The 15,936-nt window shown below is 66.9% G+C and carries 17 protein-coding genes; 8 read left to right on the forward strand and 9 right to left on the reverse strand.

Going from position 1 to position 15,936, the window contains the following annotated elements:
* Positions 1-66: 66 nt before the first annotated feature.
* The 3 genes from QFW80_RS09790 to QFW80_RS09800 form a co-directional block, all read right to left on the reverse strand.
* Positions 67-798 (reverse strand): hypothetical protein, encoded by a 732-nt coding sequence (locus QFW80_RS09790; RefSeq protein WP_202845037.1) that lies wholly within the window; start codon positions 796-798, stop codon positions 67-69.
* 157 nt (positions 799-955) lie between these two features.
* Positions 956-2,419, reverse strand: coding sequence for a hypothetical protein (locus tag QFW80_RS09795; RefSeq protein WP_202845038.1), 1,464 nt, complete (start codon positions 2,417-2,419; stop codon positions 956-958).
* A 157-nt stretch (positions 2,420-2,576) separates the two neighbouring features.
* On the reverse strand, positions 2,577-4,451 hold the full coding sequence (locus QFW80_RS09800) for a DEAD/DEAH box helicase (RefSeq protein WP_280601655.1): 1,875 nt from the start codon (positions 4,449-4,451) through the stop codon (positions 2,577-2,579).
* A 241-nt stretch (positions 4,452-4,692) separates the two neighbouring features.
* On the opposite strand from QFW80_RS09800, the gene QFW80_RS09805 reads away from it, so the two are divergent.
* From QFW80_RS09805 to QFW80_RS09825, 5 genes are all read left to right on the forward strand, one after another.
* On the forward strand, positions 4,693-5,064 hold the full coding sequence (locus tag QFW80_RS09805) for a YciI family protein (RefSeq protein WP_280601657.1): 372 nt from the start codon (positions 4,693-4,695) through the stop codon (positions 5,062-5,064).
* Between the two features lie 137 nt (positions 5,065-5,201).
* Positions 5,202-5,990, forward strand: coding sequence for a glutaredoxin family protein (locus QFW80_RS09810; protein ID WP_280601658.1), 789 nt, complete (start codon positions 5,202-5,204; stop codon positions 5,988-5,990).
* A gap of 288 nt (positions 5,991-6,278) precedes the next feature.
* Complete coding sequence (locus QFW80_RS09815; protein WP_280601660.1) at positions 6,279-6,671, forward strand: EF-hand domain-containing protein; 393 nt, start codon at positions 6,279-6,281, stop codon at positions 6,669-6,671.
* A gap of 480 nt (positions 6,672-7,151) precedes the next feature.
* Positions 7,152-7,940 carry a nucleotidyltransferase domain-containing protein gene (locus QFW80_RS09820; protein ID WP_280601661.1) on the forward strand — a complete coding sequence of 263 codons (789 nt, stop codon included), beginning with the start codon at positions 7,152-7,154 and terminating at the stop codon, positions 7,938-7,940.
* Positions 7,941-8,080: 140 nt separating this feature from the next.
* The gene (locus QFW80_RS09825) at positions 8,081-8,971 is read left to right on the forward strand and encodes a bifunctional helix-turn-helix transcriptional regulator/GNAT family N-acetyltransferase (RefSeq protein ID WP_280601662.1); all 891 of its coding nucleotides are present in this window, start codon (positions 8,081-8,083) and stop codon (positions 8,969-8,971) included.
* A gap of 52 nt (positions 8,972-9,023) precedes the next feature.
* Here the strand turns inward: QFW80_RS09825 and QFW80_RS09830 are convergent, their stop codons facing one another.
* Both QFW80_RS09830 and QFW80_RS17555 read right to left on the reverse strand, forming a co-directional pair.
* Entirely contained in the window at positions 9,024-9,977 is a 954-nt protein-coding gene (locus QFW80_RS09830) for a hypothetical protein (protein WP_280601663.1), read from the reverse strand.
* 6 nt (positions 9,978-9,983) lie between these two features.
* Complete coding sequence (locus QFW80_RS17555) at positions 9,984-10,448, reverse strand: excalibur calcium-binding domain-containing protein (RefSeq protein WP_345782081.1); 465 nt, start codon at positions 10,446-10,448, stop codon at positions 9,984-9,986.
* 125 nt (positions 10,449-10,573) lie between these two features.
* On the opposite strand from QFW80_RS17555, the gene QFW80_RS09835 reads away from it, so the two are divergent.
* Both QFW80_RS09835 and QFW80_RS09840 read left to right on the forward strand, forming a co-directional pair.
* The gene (locus QFW80_RS09835) at positions 10,574-10,855 is read left to right on the forward strand and encodes a type II toxin-antitoxin system RelE/ParE family toxin (protein WP_280601666.1); all 282 of its coding nucleotides are present in this window, start codon (positions 10,574-10,576) and stop codon (positions 10,853-10,855) included.
* A gap of 19 nt (positions 10,856-10,874) precedes the next feature.
* Positions 10,875-11,165: a HigA family addiction module antitoxin gene (locus QFW80_RS09840; RefSeq protein ID WP_280601668.1), complete on the forward strand. Its 291-nt coding sequence runs from the start codon at positions 10,875-10,877 to the stop codon at positions 11,163-11,165.
* Positions 11,166-11,177: 12 nt separating this feature from the next.
* On the opposite strand, the gene QFW80_RS09845 is transcribed toward QFW80_RS09840, so the two are convergent.
* The 3 genes from QFW80_RS09845 to QFW80_RS09855 form a co-directional block, all read right to left on the reverse strand.
* Complete coding sequence (locus QFW80_RS09845; RefSeq protein WP_280601669.1) at positions 11,178-12,641, reverse strand: hypothetical protein; 1,464 nt, start codon at positions 12,639-12,641, stop codon at positions 11,178-11,180.
* Between the two features lie 25 nt (positions 12,642-12,666).
* Positions 12,667-13,209: a hypothetical protein gene (locus QFW80_RS09850; protein ID WP_280601671.1), complete on the reverse strand. Its 543-nt coding sequence runs from the start codon at positions 13,207-13,209 to the stop codon at positions 12,667-12,669.
* Between the two features lie 202 nt (positions 13,210-13,411).
* A complete protein-coding gene (locus QFW80_RS09855; protein ID WP_280601672.1) occupies positions 13,412-14,239 on the reverse strand; it encodes an NAD-dependent epimerase/dehydratase family protein in 828 nt (275 codons plus the stop codon).
* A gap of 89 nt (positions 14,240-14,328) precedes the next feature.
* Between QFW80_RS09855 and QFW80_RS09860 the strand changes: the two genes are divergently transcribed.
* Positions 14,329-15,168 (forward strand): helix-turn-helix domain-containing protein, encoded by an 840-nt coding sequence (locus QFW80_RS09860; RefSeq protein WP_280601674.1) that lies wholly within the window; start codon positions 14,329-14,331, stop codon positions 15,166-15,168.
* A gap of 384 nt (positions 15,169-15,552) precedes the next feature.
* Here QFW80_RS09860 and QFW80_RS09865 read toward each other — a convergent pair whose 3' ends face one another.
* Positions 15,553-15,933 carry a hypothetical protein gene (locus QFW80_RS09865; protein ID WP_280601676.1) on the reverse strand — a complete coding sequence of 127 codons (381 nt, stop codon included), beginning with the start codon at positions 15,931-15,933 and terminating at the stop codon, positions 15,553-15,555.
* Between the last annotated feature and the right edge of the window lie 3 nt (positions 15,934-15,936).

Below are 15,936 nucleotides of genomic sequence, written 5' to 3' on the forward strand. Positions count from 1 at the left end.
TGCAGGAAGCGAAGGGCGGCTCTCGACCCAAAACGGACTGAAAGGAACCTATGGACTCAGAGCGAATCAGTCGCGGAAGGGAACACCGGCAGTCCTGAAACAAAAGCGAATCATGTAATTACCAAAGCGCTGCTCTATCTCAGTAAGATTGTCGAAACCGCCGCCTGGTCGAAAGCTTGCGGGTATGCCGCTTCCCAACAGTTTGGCTCTAGCAAGGACACCCCCGGATACATTGAAGGCATTGCAATAAAAGCGCATCCGCAGTGTTTCCTCTAAGGGCAAGGCAGCGTAAGCAGTCTCATACTCTGCAATCTTCAGCCAAATCTTGTCGTATGGATGCAAGCTGTCAACGAACTTTGACAGACGTTGGTCCGTGAGGTTATGAATCAGATGGTTGTGTGCGAACTCATTTCGAATCTTTCTCAGGTTTGTGGCGTTAATTGCCTGTTCGTGCGTAATCCATCCGAGCCCAACGCAAACTAGAATCCTTTGTGAAAATGTTGATAACGGCCCATTAGACCCGAAATAGTCTTGCTGGGACTTGCTTGACTTCAGCGACCAATAGTTGGTTAGGCAACGTCGGAGCACATCTTCTAGGAACGATGCAGCCAAGACGCAAAAAGTCCTCGAATCACTGTCATGCAGAAAGTCAGTGAGTGATTCGGCCTCCGAAGCGATATTCGCCTCAATCTCGTTAGCTTTCCTTACTTCGACATAGCTATCCTTCAGGGTTTGCTCAAGAATTTCGACCGCCCTTGCCTGTAGAGAGAACGCTACGTTGTTGTCTGTTGCAAGCATAAAGAAGCTCGAGCGAGGCCTAGCCCATGTTAGTCCAATCTTGATCACCTTACGGGTGCGACAAGGCTTTCGTTGCTGGATCCAAGTGCGGCTCGATTGTCTCTCGCGCCGCGTCCTCCTCCCGCCGCTGGTGGATCCATTCCACCAGAGCCGTGGATTAGGGATATTTCACAGTTGACGCCGAAGGCTTGTTGTCGGACCGGCCATCGATCAGGACGATATTCTTGGCCTTGTCGATCTTCAGGTCTTGCATGATCTTCTTGACCCGCGTCCATTCACTGTCAGTGAAGTAGAGGATCACCGTGATGGACGACGACGTGTCGTTGGCCTTTTCGTAGACTTCCACTTGGTTCTGCAAGTTGGTTCTCAACTTGCTGTTACGCGCCAGCTTGAACTCCACCAGGGTTTTGTCCGCACTGCCTTCGGACACCTTGTAATCCACCGGTCCTCGACCGTTGTTGACCTCACGGTTGACGTCCATCCGGGAAGCGAACCAAGTTAGGCGGTAAAGAAGTTGGAGATGGGCTTCCTGTGTAATGGGCCTGTCGTTGATGTAAAAGATCCGCCATCCGTCCTTGTGCTCGATGACGTTTTTCAAGAAGTTGACCCGCGCCATACTCTCGGTGAACGAGTTTCCGCCGGTGTAGAAGGCGGTACCTTCCAGGTGCTCTCTGACCAACCTGGACACCTCGTCAACGAACTGTGCCTGAGTGTCGGCTACCTTTCTCTTGCTGGTCCGGTGCGCCTCGCTGGCGGCGTCTTCCTTGGCCCGGATGAAGTGATCAAGGAGGACCGGGAATTGCTCCACGGTCTGCGCCGCCAAGCGCTTTCGATCCTGGTCGGTCGCGCCCTCGGCCAAACGAGACATGAAGTAGGAGTCGATCTGGTTCCGCAACTGCTGATTCGGGATGGAGTTGTAGACATCTTCGATGCCATCCAGCAGGTCGCCGCGATTGATCCATGCCTCGTCTCTGGTCAGCATGTCCTTCGGCGTCAGGATCACGTAGTCGCCGTTGATAAAGGGCAGCTCGTAGCGGCCCGGAACCCAACGCTTGGCGTCTTGGTTAAAGGCTACGCGATTGACGCCCACAGTTCTCACAAACTCTGGCCGGAGGTGGTTCTTGGCGAAGGTCTGTGTGTATTCCAGCAGGAACTGCTTGATCAAGTTGGTGACAAAATCGCTGAGGTGATCCCGTCCTACGCCTTCGCTCAACAGGCAAAGCTTTTCCAAGTGGCTGCTCTTGGTGATTTTCTCTGCGCCAAAGTCGCGAAAGATGTGATGGAGGTTCTTATGCAGCGTGTTCGCGAACTTAGCCCCCAAGCCGCTGCCACTGTTGCCTGAACGGCTAAACCCAAGCCAGTTCTGCTTGACCTCGGCGAAGCGGAACCACTGATCGATATGCGCCTGCGTGAGCATGCCAGTGGCGGATACGTCGCGGAGAAACTTCAGGTAGTCAATGATCTGCTCATGCAAGCTTTGGTAGATCGCGTTCTTGCTGTCGAATAGGAGGAATGGATCGATGAAGAGCGGCAGGTCGTTGACCAACGATACGTTGAACGCGCCGTAGGCCTCCAAGGTCGCCTTGTCTACCTCGAAGAAGTCTGAGAAGTAGATTCCCACGCGCCCCGCCGGACTAGCTCGCATCACTCGACTACTCCTGTGGTCCAAGCTTCGATAGAAGAACTGGGGTCAGAGTGTAATTTCTGGGCACGTCACCGTGGCCACAGGCAGGCATTGCTACGTTGACTTAAAGCGGTGAGAGACTTTCTAGAGCCGACTAAGCCGCCAGCCGTCGCGCAACACCCTCCACTACGCTGCGGATCTGCTCCACCGTCGCGCCCTCTCCATGGTGCGACATCTCAAGCTGCCGAAGCGCGCGGGTCATGGCGACATAAAGCACGCGCACCTGTTGTTGCTTGCGGTCCGCATCATCGTCGGGGACCGCCAGCTCGCAGATCCCGGGAATGAACACCGTGTCGAACTCCAGTCCCTTGCTGGAGTGCATGGTCATCACCTTGACCGAAGCCGGGCCGCTGAACATGGCGCGCCGCTGGTCGTCCGATGCCAGCAGTACGGGCAAGCCTCGCTTCTGCAGCTGTGCGGCCATCAGTCCGGCCAGCCGGTTCGAATGGCACAACACGGCGAAATCGTTGGGATTCGCGCCGTTGTCGATCGCGTCCCGGATGCGGGCGGCGATGATGTCGGCTTCGGCCCAGATGTTCCGCGCCCGCCACAGCTCGGGCATCGGGCCGCGACGGCCGGCGCTCTCGGGCGCAACGACCGGCACGTGGTCGTCATCGGCGTCCTGTCCTGTGAGCACCTCCTCGGCGAAGGCCTTGGCGACCGCTAACACTTCGAGGGTGTTGCGGTAGTTCAGCCGCAGGATCGTGGTGCGGCCCTGGGCCTGGATGCCGACGCTGGCAAAGGAGAACTTCCGCCGGGTGCCACGACCGTACAGCGTCTGCGCATCGTCGTAGAGCAACAGCAGCGCGTTCGTCTCGGGGTCCACCATCTGCGAGACGAGCCGCAGCCATTCCGGTGCGAAGTCATGGCCCTCGTCGATCAGCACCGCCCCGTACTGCCCGCGCGGGATGGCCTTGGAGTCCACGCCGTCGATGACCGACTGCACCAGCATCTGGGCGTACGTCTCGGCGCTTTTCTGGAAGGGGGGCTTGGGCAGCCCATAGGTCTTGAGCTGTTCGCCGCACCACTCGTGGAAGTTGCGCACGCCCACCCGGTCCTGCACGCCGTGGCCCTGCATCAGGTGCTCGAGGCGACTGGCCAGGGTCTTGTTGTAACAGAGCACCAGCACCGGCTTGTGCTGCCGGCGCGCAAGCTCGACGCAGCGGTAGCCCAGGATCATTGTCTTGCCGGAACCGGCCACACCGTGGATCACGCGGTGCCCGTCGCCCAGTGAGCGCGCCAGCAGCTCCTGCTGCAGGTCCATCACCCGGATGATGTCCGGGATCTCGACTGGTGCGGCCTCAGGCTGGCCTGGCGCCGGCAACAGGTTGCCTTGCACCTGGATGCGCAACTGCGGGAACAGATGCCAGCGCACGCGCTCGATCTGCGGCAGGCTGAGCAGGCACGCAAAGGGCATCAGGAACATGTCCCAGAGCCGCTTCTGGAACTCTTCCGCGTCCACGCCCTCGGTCATCTCGTCGCGACAGATCACGCTGCCCGCCGGCAGGAAGTGCTCCAGCTCCATCTGATCGAACTGGTTGCGGGTGATGTTGGCCAGCACCACGCCGAAGCCCCAGGGCATCAGCAGCTTGCCCGCGCGCTTGTCGCCAGGTGGGTGGCACAGGGCCGGATCGTCCTGCAGCAGGCGCACGATCTCCATCGCGTAGTCCCGCGCTTGGCGCAACGGGTTGGCCTGGGTCACGCGGCCGCGGTCGGTGTGGAGGATGGCCCGGTCCCGGTCCAGCTCGGCAAGCGTATCCGGCTTCCAGTCCTTGACCTCGAGGACCAGGAAGCCCCGGGAGGGATGCAGCACGACGAAGTCCGGATGCCGGTAGTGCGGCCCAACCGGCACGTCGTACCAGCACAGGTACTCATCATCGAGCTTGTCGTCCAGCCGCGACGAGAACCGGCGCTCCCCCGACGTCATGCGCGTCAGGCAGGTACTGCGGCTTGGAATCAGCGTGGCCATTGGATCCCCCGATCCCTGGGTCACTGGCAGGCAAGCTACCGCAGAAGGGGCGGCCCGTCGACTTGTCACACGCACGGGCAGAATCGACGATTCGCTGGTCCGTCGTCAGGATGGTCTTGTCCGAAACCACGCGTAGGGGCACACCTGGATACGACCCGGGCCAAGGGCGAGATTCAAAGGGCGTGTCGATATTTCCCAACCCGCTTCGTCGTCAGGCCAACACCACACTTGAGAATCCGTCATGAAATACCTGGGCCTCGCCTACTACAGCCCCGAAAAATTCGCCGCGATGACGCCGGAGGCCGTCGACGCCCTGGTCAGCCAGTGCCCCACGCTGGACGAGAAGATGCGCGCCACGGGCAAGGTGCTGGTGGCCGCGTCGCTCGGCGAGCCGGACAAGTGGACGACGCTGCGGCCGCGCGCGGGCAAGGTGCAGGTCAGCGACGGCCCCTACACCGAGGCCAGGGAACTGGTGGGCGGCCTGTTCGTCATCGAGGCGGAGAGTCACGACGAGGCGGTGCACCTCGCCTCCATGCATCCGGCCGCCACGCTGGGCGAGGAAGGCGGCTGGGCGGTCGAGCTGATCCCGATCGACTTCTACCTCGGCGACTGAGGCGCGGCGAATGCCGCATGGAAGCGCCGTTCACCCTGCGCATCCGCGGGACCGCGCTGCACACCGGTTTGACTTGCTCTTGCAGGGCGGCGTCTAGCATGGCCGCCAGTCGAGACCGGATTCCCGTGGAGGCGATCATGCACACGCCAGACCGCGCGCACGGCACGCGCGCCACCCTCTATCGCATGGTGATGGACCAGCACGTCTGCCCCTACGGCCTGAAGGCCCGGCACCTGCTGCGCAGCCAAGACTTCGCCGTCGATGATCGCTGGCTGACCACGCGCGCGGAGACGGATGCCTTCAAGGCCGAGCACGACGTGGCCACGACCCCGCAGGTGTTCATCGATGGCGAGCGGATCGGCGGCTACGACGCGCTGCGGCGCCACCTCGGCAAGCGCGTGGCCGACCCCAAGGCGACCAGCTACCGGCCGGTGGCTGCGCTGTTCGGCATCACCCTGCTGATGGCGCTCGCCGCCAGCGTCGCGGTCTACGGCACGCCGTTCACCGTCCGTGCCGGCGAGTGGTTCATCGCCTTCAGCATGGCCGTGCTGGCGCTGCTCAAGCTGCAGGACGTCGAGTCCTTTTCGACGATGTTCCTCAACTACGACCTGCTCGCCAAGCGCTGGGTGCCGTATTCCTACGTGTATCCCTTCGCCGAGGGGCTGGCGGGCATCCTGATGATCGCCGGCGTGCTGACCTGGCTGTCGGTCCCGGTCGCGCTGTTCATCGGCACGGTAGGCGCGGTGTCGGTGTTCAAGGCGGTGTATGTCGATCGCCGCGAACTCAAGTGCGCCTGCGTGGGCGGATCGAGCAACGTGCCGCTCGGCTTCGTCTCGCTGACCGAGAACCTGATGATGATCGCCATGGCGGTGTGGATGGCGCTCGGCGCCTTCGGCCTGCTGCCGGCGTGGGCGCACGGGATGTAGGTGCGCTGCCCGCGTCATCCGCGTGTGCGGGCCCGGGTCCGCGGGTGGACGAGGGCGATCACAAGGCGGCGTGCGCGCCTGCGGAACGCGATCACTCCCGTCGCTGCGTCGCCCCTCGCCGCGGAACTGCCGGCACAGGCGCGCGGCGGTGATTCGTAAGGCGGGCGTGATGGCGCGCGGGTGGCGTCACCACGCCCGGCAAAGACCGCCCATGGTGTGCTGCATCGGCGCCGGGCTGCTTGGCCGACGCCGCTTTTCCCCTCGTTGTACCGCCCGGGAGGACCACCCATGAAGACGACAGGCACGCTTGCCCTGACCGCGTTGGCCACGGCCATGGCGTTCGGCACCGCGCTCGCGCAGGACACCACGCCACCCACCAGCCAGACCCCCGTGACCCAGCCGCCGCCCAACGAGGCGGCCATGCCGCCGACCCGGGTCGACGCCACCGGCGCCACGGATGGGTCCGGGCACCGGATGAAGGTCCAGGCGAGCTACGCCGAGCTCGACACCCGGGGCGACGGGCAGGTGGCGCGAACCGATCTGGCGGCGCATCCAAAGCTGCAGGACAACTTCGCGGATATTGACGCCGACGGCGACGGCGCGATGTCCCGCAGCGAGTACGACGCGTGGACGGCGCGGAAGCAGGACAAGGCCCGCGACGGCAAGCCGTCGCAACCCTGACCGCGTCCTAAGGTCCCGGACAACCGCACCCATGGAGCGCCCCGAAAAGGGCGCTCTCTTCTTCTGGGTGTCGATATCAGAGGCGCACACCGCCAGGCGCACCGGGACGGTGTATGGCGACCGCCGCGAACTGAAGTGCGCCTGCGTGGGCGGGGCGAGCAACGTGCCGCTCGCCTTCGCGTCGCTGACCGAGACTGATGATGATCGCCATGGCGGTGTGGATGGCGCTCGGGGCCTTCGGCCTGCTGCCGGCGTGGGCGCGCGGGATGTAGCCCGATCGCCTCCGTCACGATCCGCTGCCCGATCTTCGGTTGGCTCCCCCGACCCCGGTCCGTCCCACTGCGTGGAACTGCAGACGTTGTGCGCCGGATTGAAGGACTCAGCCTGCGAGGCCGCCGACCGTCCGTCCAGAGATGCTGGAGATCTTGTGCGCTCCGTTTCGCACTGGGTAATCTGGACCGCTGGCCTGGAGAACCGATGATGCCCAGCACGCTCACGTCCTGTCACCTGGAGTTCGTAGAACGAGTCCGCAATCGCGTGGAGAACGACCGACGGCTCACGGCCCTGTTGGCCGGCGGTTCGTACGTCCATGGCGGATTCGATGAACACTCCGACCTCGACTTCGTCATCGTCGTGGAAGACGAGAGCTACCGGGAGGTACTCGCCTCTCGACATGCGTTCGCGAAGAGCATCGGCAACCTGCTCGCCGCATTCACCGGCGAGCACGTCGGCGAGCCCAGGCTGCTGATCTGCCTGCATGGCCCGCCGCTGATACACATCGATCTCAAGTTCGTACTGCAGTCCGATCTGGGTCGGCTGGTGGAACGGCCCGCAGTATTGTTCGCTCGCGACGCAAGGGAAATCGAGGCGTGCCTCGACGATGCTTCGGTCGAATGGCCGAACGCATCGCCGGACTGGTTCGAGCAGAGGGCCTGGGTCTGGCTTCACTACGGCGCAGCGAAGCTCGCGAGAGGCGAGCTGTTCGAAGCCATGGGTATGCTGGGCTTCTTCAGGGAGCAGGTGTTGGGCCCGATGCTGCATCGACGGTCGGGACGGCCGCAGCGGGGAGTTCGCAGGATCGAGGCACAGGATGCGTCCTCCGCCGAGCGGCTTGCAGGCACGGTTCCAGTCGTCGATGCGACCTCTGTGCGTAACGCATATCTCGTCGCGATCGACATGTATCTGGACCTCCGGGCCGATGACCCTCCATTACGACTGACCGAGTGCATGCCAGAGGTCTTGCGTGAGTATCTGAATCCAGATTCGTGATCGCAGCTTGAGCGTTGGTATGGGGTGCACTGGGCCAGCGGCCGGTTCGGGCGCGCGGGTGTGCGACGAAGCCGCCAAGCGAACCCGACGTCGCCACACGGAAGCTTGATCCCGGAACATTACCTGACTAAAGTCAGGCAATGGACGAGGACACGATCGAGCGCGTCCGCCGCTTCAACCGGGAAGTCACCCGACGCATCGGCGCGTTGAGCGACGACTACCTGCGGCGCGGGCGATCGCTCGCCGAATCGCGGTTGCTGTTCGAGATCGGGCCCGACGGCGCCGACGTGCGCAGCCTGCGGGCACGCCTGGCGCTGGATTCTGGCTACCTCAGCCGACTGCTGCGAGCGCTGGAAGCGCAGGGCCTGGTCGAGGTGCGGCGCGGCTCGGACGACGCCCGGGTGCGGCGGGCGCGCCTGACCCGCAAGGGCCGGACCGAATTCGTCGCGCTCGACCGCGGCTCGCGCGCGCTGGCCACCCGGCTGCTCGATCCGCTGGGTGAATCGCAGCGCGAGCGGCTGGTCAAGGCGATGACCGAAGTCGAGCGGCTGCTGCGCGCATCCGACGTGACGCTGGACGTGGCGGATCCCGCCAGCCCCGAGGCGCAGGCGTGCATCGCCGCCTACGTGCAGGAACTGCAGGCGCGTTTCGCGCATGGGTTCGACCCGGCGCGCAGCGTCTCGGCCGAGCCCGGCGAACTGGTGCTGCCCGCCGGCGTGTTCGTGCTCGCGCGCCTGGACGGCCGCGCCATCGGCTGCGGCGGCCTGAAGGTGACCGCGCCCGGCGAGGGCGAGATCAAGCGCATGTGGATCGCGCCCGATGCGCGCGGCCTGGGCCTGGCGCAGCGGCTGCTGGCCACCCTGGAAGCGCACGCCGCCGCGATGGGCCTGCGCACCCTGCGCCTGGACACCAACCGCAGCCTGTCCGAAGCCCGCGCCCTCTACCTGCGCAACGGCTACCGCGAGGTCGCGCCCTACAACGACAACCCCTATGCGGATCACTGGTTCCAGAAGGACCGCGTTGCGGGCTAGACGGGCAGCGGCACACGACCGGGTCCGCTTGCCCGCCGCGTCGAGGTCGTCCCTATGAAGGCTCCGCTTTCACGCCGTCCGCTTCCGACTCCGGCTCCCGCCACCAGACGTGTCCCTCGACGTGCGCGGGAGCGAGGACCTCACGGACTTCGATGCCTTCGACGTCGCGCCCCGTGCCGCCTGCCTGCCAGTCCTTGAGCACCTTCTCGACCGACCTGCGGCTCTGCGCGGCGATGCCCAGGGCGCGGTTGGCGCTCCAGTCGTCGTTCACCACGCCGGCATCGTGCCGGTGCGGCACGCCGTAGCTGCAGCGCAGGCAGTAGTGTTGGATGCTGTGCGTCCAGTCCTCGACGTAGCCGAGGCCCGGAACGGTGGCGTCGAGCAATGTCTGCAGGTCTTCGCTGCGGTCGCAGCGCACGAACGCGGCGTGGGTGACGAACGGCGACGGCTCCAGGCGCTGCAGTTCGTTGAACACGCTGACCTTGCGCTCGCCATTCCAGCGCCAACCCGTCGGCGCGCCGTCGTGCAGCACGATGTCGCCGAAGCGGTGGCCGCTCTCGGGGAGCGGGGCGTTGAGCAGGCGGGCGCGCACCGGATCGATGCGGCGGGCCCAGACGGTTTCGCCGCCGGCCCAGGGATTCAGCCGCACGACGGCCAGGCCGTAATCGTCCACGATCGGCCCCTGGCCGTCGGGCACGCGGATGCCCCGCGCCTGCCAGAGCGCACGGACGCGCGCCCAGTCGCCCAGCGCGGTGGCGGCGATCGCCGCGTTCCACTGTTCTGCTTCCCCGGCCTCGTCGGCCAGTTCGATCGCGCGCAGGTTGTGATCCAGGGACGTCGGCCAGTCCAGCAGGTATTTGTGCACGAGTCCGCGCATGTAGTGGTAGGCGCCGTGGCCGGGCGTGCGCGCCAGCAGCGCGTCGAAGTGGCGCGACGCCTCCTGGAGCGCGCCGCGGTCCATCGCGGCGTAGGCGAGTGCGTGCAGGTCGTCTTGCCCGTCGGCCATCCGGCGCTACCGTCCGCGATAGGGTTCGCAGCCTATCCCATCGTCGTCGCGATCAAGGTGCGGTCCGTAGCCCGGCTCCCCGCGATGGACGGGCGCCGCGCCGGCCGCCCTGGCCTCGGCGCAGTTGGCGAACGCGCGGTCGGCGGGCGCGCGCCCCGCGGAAGCGGCGCGCGAAGGAGACAGGTTCTCGGGTGCGACGGTCGGCCGCCGAGGCGCGCCAGCGGACGCGGCACGGTGGCAGTGGTACTCGCCCGTCTTGCGGTTGGTATGGCAGCCCTCGGCATTCAGCCCGCCGCCGTGCGCCCACGCGGCGCCCGACCCGGCCAGGGCGGCGAGGAGAAGCGGGAGTCGTAACGCGATAGAGCGCATGGGTCCCCTGCAGGCTGATCGAACTCCCTCCAAATCAGCAGGATTCGTGCCAAGCGACGAGATTGCTACCGCCACTCTCCGGGGCTTGTCCGTGTACGCCATGGCGCGCTTGCCGCTTCAGGAAGCCCGTTCGTGCCGCGGCTCCTGTGCAGCGCGACGTGGCGGGTGACGGCTCCCGCCAGCTATGACGTCTTGCGTTATATAACGGAACACGTTATGGTTTCGACGTGATCCGGAGTTTCGCCGACAGGGAAGCGGAGAAGATGTGGCGCGGCGAGCGCTCGCGCAGGTTGCCTGCGGACATTCAGCAGACTGCCCGGCGAAAGCTGCGCATGCTCAATGCCGCCGCGGGACTGGACGACCTGCGCATTCCACCGGCGAACCGGCTGGAAGCGCTCAAGGGCGAGCGCAAGGGCCAGTACAGCATCCGGATCAACGATCAATGGCGTATCTGCTTCCGGTGGAACGACGGAGCCGCCAGCGATGTGGAGATCGTCGATTACCACTAGTTCGAAGAGGAGTCGGCCCATGGCTGCCCTGTCCAATGTCCATCCCGGCGAGGTGCTGCAGGAGGAATTCCTGGCGCCGCTGGGCATCAGCCAGAACGCGCTGGCCCGAGCCATGGCCGTGCCGCCGCGTCGGATCAACGAGATCGTGCTGGGCAAGCGCGGCGTCACTGCCGATACCGCCGTGCGGCTCGCTGCCGCGCTGGGCACGAGCGAGCGCTTCTGGCTGGGCCTGCAGGCCGACTACGACCTGGAGGAGGCGCGTCGCGCGCTGGGTGGGTTGGCCGGCAGGATCAAGCGACTGGCGGCGTGACCGGGTTTTGAATCAGGCCCGTTCGAACTCGCTGCCATGACATTGATCAGCTGCCTGCCGATCCATGTGCCGCTGTCCGGCTGGCTGCTGGATCAACGACTCTTCTCCGCGCTGAAGGAATGCGACGCCCTGGGCGGACCGGGCGAACTCCCTCGTAATGCCGCTGGCGCCGGCCCCGTCCCCTGCGGCAACGGCCGCGAGCATGCGGTTGAGGTACGGGTTGCCGAACGGCATTGCCGGCGGCGATGCACCTGCCTCGGCCCGCAGCACTGGCGTCCTTGGATCGACGCGCATCAGCGTTGCCTGTCGCCCGTTCTCGTCGATCATCAACTCGGTGGTCCCGTCGCCATTGCGCACGCGCGTCAGGTCGTCCGGATCGATCCTGCGCCACCGCCCGCCGATGAACGCCTGGCCTTGGCCGTTGCGGTTCCAGTGCACGAAATCGTCCCCTGCCGCGTAAAACCCCGCCTGGCGGCTGCCATTCGCCTGCGGCTGCGGGTCGCCTTCCGCCAATGTGGCCCCACGATCGAGCGCAGCGATGAGCCGCCTGGAGGGCTCGGGCGTGAGGAACAGGGAGCGCACCATGTCGTACTCGAAGCCGAGATCCGGGTTCGCCGGGCTCGCCTGGCGTGCGGTGACCGGCCCGACGAGGGGGTCGGCCGACACGTTCGCCCATGCCCTCGCCAGCGGGTTGGCTGGATCGGAGCCTCGTAGCGCGTTGAGGACACCGATGCCCCGGAGCGTATTGTCCGCCCCGCTCTGGAGGTAGTCCGGGTGGCCATTCCCCTGGTTCGGTAGCAGAGCATCAATGGCTGTCTTCACCGCTTCCGACGATGTCAGGGTCCCCGCTTCGACGCCGTCCAGCAAGCCTCGCCAGCGAGCCTGACCCGCCTGGTTCTGCAGCTTCATGAACATGCCTGCCAGTTCCGCCTGTTCGTCACCGGTCGCATTGCGATACAGGTCCGTGCGGAGGAGCCGTTCCAGTGCGGTGTCGCGGTTGCCGGCAACGCCGTCGGTCGCAGTCACGCCACGGACATGCGTACTGTCCATGCCATGCACGAACGTGCGCCCGGCGTCCGAGACCAGGAAACGGTTGATGCCCGAGCGGTCGATGTCCACGGCATGGTCAGCCCGCATCTGGCGACCCGTCCGCTGCAGGGACGCCAGCACGGTGTCGTAATTGTGCTGCCCGAGTTCGAGGGCAGCGCGATCCGGCTGCGTCGCCGCCCATGCCTGATATCCGTCCAGCAGCTCCCGCGCCACTGCGGGGTGCTGTCCAAGATCGACCTGCATGGTGCCAAACGAATAACCGCTGTTGGCCACCGGATGCATGCGCCCGCCCGGACCCACGTTTCCCGCGAAGCTCAGTCGGTAGGCAACGTCGCGACCTGCAATGCTGCCTTCGGAGGTCACGCCGACGGCGAAATAGGCGACGGCGCGCAACTCGTTCTCGGTCAGGGGATTCGGGTTGGTCATGGTCTATCTCCCGTCGAGTCAGCCCTTACGGACCGTTCGACAGACAGTCATGCACCCACGGCTCCGCCTGCAACGCGGTCCACTCGCGCTCCAGACTGGGCGCCGCCTCGTAGTCGGCGAAGCATTCGCCATCTGCGCGCGCCATATCCCCGAGCTTGCCGTCGCACAGCAACAGCGGCCTGTCGATGCGCTGCCAGCTATCCACGCACTCGGTATCGGTTTCGGACCCCGGGCGGCCGCACACATGCGTGCGTCGCGCTTGCGTCGCGGACATCGCGCGAGCCACGACTCTGCCCTCATAGGCCTGGCCGGACGCGACGTAGGACCAGATGCCACAGATGCGGTCGCCCCGCTGCACCAGCAGATAACGGCTGCATTCCTCCGGCGACGAGGTGCCTGCGCATGCCTGCCAGGCACCGGAAAAGGTCCCCTGGGGCGCCGATGTCGTCGGCGCTTGCGTCATCGAAGGCGCCGACTGGCGCGAATCCGCGTCTCCGTGCGCGGTACCCGCGCCCTCGCGGCCGCCACCCGCCGCGGCGCACGCCGCCAACGCCAGCAGACCCACCATCCCTAGTGCACGCATCCAGAGTCCCTCCCGATGAGATGCCTACCCTACACCAGCCTGCGTAGCCCGGATAAGCCCGCAGGGCGAATCCGGGAAGGCGTTGCCCGCGCCCGCATCGGACGCCCTGCGCCGGTCAAGGCCCCGGGTGCGGCTTTGCCTTACCCGGGCTACGGGTGCTGCAAGCGGCAACGAGGGAGCAGGCGGCTTACATCGCAACCGCCGCCACCGCATCCGCCAGCCGCGGATACGCCGGTGCGAAGCCGAGGTCGTCGCGGATGCGGCGGGTGTCCATCACCACCTCGAACGCGGCCGCGCGTGCGGCGTCCGAGCCGTCGGGCGGCGGCGCGCCGACCGCGGCGACCAGTGTGGCCAGGTCGGGCGCGTCGTCGTCGGCGACGTTGTACAGGCGATGTGCGGGCGACGGGGCTTCCAGCACGCGCGCCACGGCCTGGGCGATGTCGGCGTGGTGGCCGATCGACATGCGCATGCCGGGCGGGAAGCCGCGCATCAGCGGCACCACCTCGGCGATGTGCGGGTCGCCGTCGCCATAGACGAAGGGCAGGCGCAGGATGCGCACGTCCAGGCCGTCGGTGGCCAGCAGCATGCGCTCGGCTGCAAGCTTGCTCAGGGGGTAGGCGTCGACCGGCGCGGGGGCGTCGTCCTCCACCGCGGGCCGGCCGCCGGTGGAGCCGTAGCACAGGCCGGTGCTGGTGAACACGAAGCGCGCCACGCCCGCGGCGCGTGCGGCCTCGGCCAGCCGGCGCGTGCCGGCATCGTTCACGGCATGCGCCTGCTCGGGCGTCGCGCCGCGGAAGAACGCGGCGCAGTGCACCACCGCGTCGACGCCGCGCACGGCGGCGGCGAGGGTGTCGGGTTGCAGCAGGTCGCCATGCGCGAGCGCGATGCCCGCGGCGAGAGAGTCGGCGCGCGCGGGGTCGCGCACCAGGGCGCGGACGGTGTGTCCGCGGTCTTTGAGTCGGATGGCGAGCCGGCTGCCCACCTTTCCCGTTGCGCCGGTGATGAGGATGTCCATGGCGCGCATGGTGTCGTGCGACGCAACGCGTGCATTGGAAAAATCGGACACCGCTTGTATGCGGGCGCTGCCGTCACCAGACTTCATGCATGTCGTTCGCCCACACCCGCTCCCTGCCGGTCCGCGCGGAGGCCGCGCACCTGGTCGCGGGCCTGCTGGTGGACGAGAGCCCGCAGCCGCTGGCGCGCATCGCCACGCCGTCGACGGGCGTGCAGCTGGTGGCGCGCTTCGGGCCGGGCGTGCCCGGCGGCGTCGACGTGCATGTGCTGGGCGCGCAGCGGCGGGTACGGCGCAAGCAGGTGGCCGGCGGCCATCGCGCGATCCTGCTGCGGCTGCAGCCGGGCATGCAGCGCGCGGTGTCGGGTGCGTCGCCCGCGTCGCTGGTCGGCCAGGTCGTGGCGGTCGGGGATTTCTGGGGCGAGGTCGCGGGCGCGCGGCTGCGCGAAGCTCTGGCGACGGCGCCCGACGCGCACACCGCGGCCGCGCGGCTGCAGGCCGCGATCCTGGAACGCGCTCGCGCCGCGGATGGCGCGCGTGGCACCGGGTCGCGACTGGCGTTCGCGATCGAACGCTTGCAGGTCTCGGGCGTGGCCGAGGTCGCACGCGCCGCCGGCGTGAGCGAACGCCAGCTGCGGCGCGAGTTCCACGACACGCTCGGCCTGTCGCCGAAGGCGGTCGCGCGGCTGGAGCGCTTCGCGCGTGCGTTGCGCGACGCGCAATCGAGCGACGCGCCCGGCTGGGCCGCGATCGCCGCCGACGCGGGCTATTACGACCAGGCCCATCTGATCGCCGAGTTCAACACGATCGCCGGCGCGACGCCGAACGCGTTGCTGGCGGAACTGCGCGTCGCGGCACCGGTCGGCTGGAGCCGGCTCAGCTCGCCATCGCTCCCGGCCGCGCCAGCCACGCCGCCAGCACCAGTCGCGTAGCCCGGATAAGCCCGCAGGGCGCGTCCGGGGACCCCCCGTATCTCAGACCCCGCGTCGTCTCCGCTGTCGGGACGCGTCAGGGTCGGGTGATGGGCCGCCCGGCCACCGCCCCGGGTGCGGCGTTGCCTTACCCGGGCTACGGCGCGTCGCGTCGCGGCGCCGGTGGGCTGGAGCCGGCTCAGCCCGCCAGCACCAGTCGCGTAGCCCGGATAAGCCCGCCGGGCGCATCCGGGGATCCCCCGCATCCCAGACCCCGCGTCGTCTCCCGCGTCGGGGACGCCGCCAGGGTCGGACGGCGGGCCGCCCGGCCACCGCCCCGGGTGCGGCGTTGCCTTACCCGGGCTACGGCGCGTCGCGTCGCGGCACCGGTCGGCTGGAGCCGGATCAGCCCGCCATCGCTCCCGGCCGCGCCATCCACGCGGCCAGCACCAGCGCGCAGAACACGCCCGCGTTGATCCGCGGCGGCAGGTAGGGCGAGAACAGGAACGAGATCGCCAGCCAGCCCAGCCCGGCCAGCAGTGCGAGCGCCAGCGGTGGCGTGGTGCCCAGCAGCGGCAGCGCGCGCGCCGCGACCATCAGCCCGAGCGCGCCGAGCGCCACCTGGCCCAGCGCGTACGCCGAGTGCAGGCCGTAGTACAGCAGCGTGGCCTGCGCGCCGGGCGGATGCACGCCGCGCACATGGTGCGACACCACGTCGATCACGAAATGCGCGATGCCGGTGAGCGTGAGCCAGCCGAACGCGATGTACACGAGCCACTTGTGCATGGA

Source organism: Luteimonas rhizosphaericola (assembly GCF_029888045.1).
GTDB lineage: Bacteria > Pseudomonadota > Gammaproteobacteria > Xanthomonadales > Xanthomonadaceae > Luteimonas > Luteimonas rhizosphaericola.

What these genes read in the sequence shown, in the direction of transcription:
- QFW80_RS09790 (WP_202845037.1), bottom strand. Translation starts at nt 798, where the DNA reads ATGCTTGCAACAGACAACAACGTAGCGTTCTCTCTACAGGCAAGGGCG.
- QFW80_RS09800 (WP_280601655.1), bottom strand. Translation starts at nt 4,451, where the DNA reads ATGGCCACGCTGATTCCAAGCCGCAGTACCTGCCTGACGCGCATGACG.
- QFW80_RS09805 (WP_280601657.1), top strand. Translation starts at nt 4,693, where the DNA reads ATGAAATACCTGGGCCTCGCCTACTACAGCCCCGAAAAATTCGCCGCG.
- QFW80_RS09810 (WP_280601658.1), top strand. Translation starts at nt 5,202, where the DNA reads ATGCACACGCCAGACCGCGCGCACGGCACGCGCGCCACCCTCTATCGC.
- QFW80_RS09815 (WP_280601660.1), top strand. Translation starts at nt 6,279, where the DNA reads ATGAAGACGACAGGCACGCTTGCCCTGACCGCGTTGGCCACGGCCATG.
- QFW80_RS09820 (WP_280601661.1), top strand. Translation starts at nt 7,152, where the DNA reads ATGCCCAGCACGCTCACGTCCTGTCACCTGGAGTTCGTAGAACGAGTC.
- QFW80_RS09825 (WP_280601662.1), top strand. Translation starts at nt 8,081, where the DNA reads ATGGACGAGGACACGATCGAGCGCGTCCGCCGCTTCAACCGGGAAGTC.
- QFW80_RS09830 (WP_280601663.1), bottom strand. Translation starts at nt 9,977, where the DNA reads ATGGCCGACGGGCAAGACGACCTGCACGCACTCGCCTACGCCGCGATG.
- QFW80_RS17555 (WP_345782081.1), bottom strand. Translation starts at nt 10,448, where the DNA reads ATGGCGTACACGGACAAGCCCCGGAGAGTGGCGGTAGCAATCTCGTCG.
- QFW80_RS09840 (WP_280601668.1), top strand. Translation starts at nt 10,875, where the DNA reads ATGGCTGCCCTGTCCAATGTCCATCCCGGCGAGGTGCTGCAGGAGGAA.
- QFW80_RS09845 (WP_280601669.1), bottom strand. Translation starts at nt 12,641, where the DNA reads ATGACCAACCCGAATCCCCTGACCGAGAACGAGTTGCGCGCCGTCGCC.
- QFW80_RS09850 (WP_280601671.1), bottom strand. Translation starts at nt 13,209, where the DNA reads ATGGTGGGTCTGCTGGCGTTGGCGGCGTGCGCCGCGGCGGGTGGCGGC.
- QFW80_RS09855 (WP_280601672.1), bottom strand. Translation starts at nt 14,239, where the DNA reads ATGGACATCCTCATCACCGGCGCAACGGGAAAGGTGGGCAGCCGGCTC.
- QFW80_RS09860 (WP_280601674.1), top strand. Translation starts at nt 14,329, where the DNA reads ATGTCGTTCGCCCACACCCGCTCCCTGCCGGTCCGCGCGGAGGCCGCG.
- QFW80_RS09865 (WP_280601676.1), bottom strand. Translation starts at nt 15,933, where the DNA reads ATGCACAAGTGGCTCGTGTACATCGCGTTCGGCTGGCTCACGCTCACC.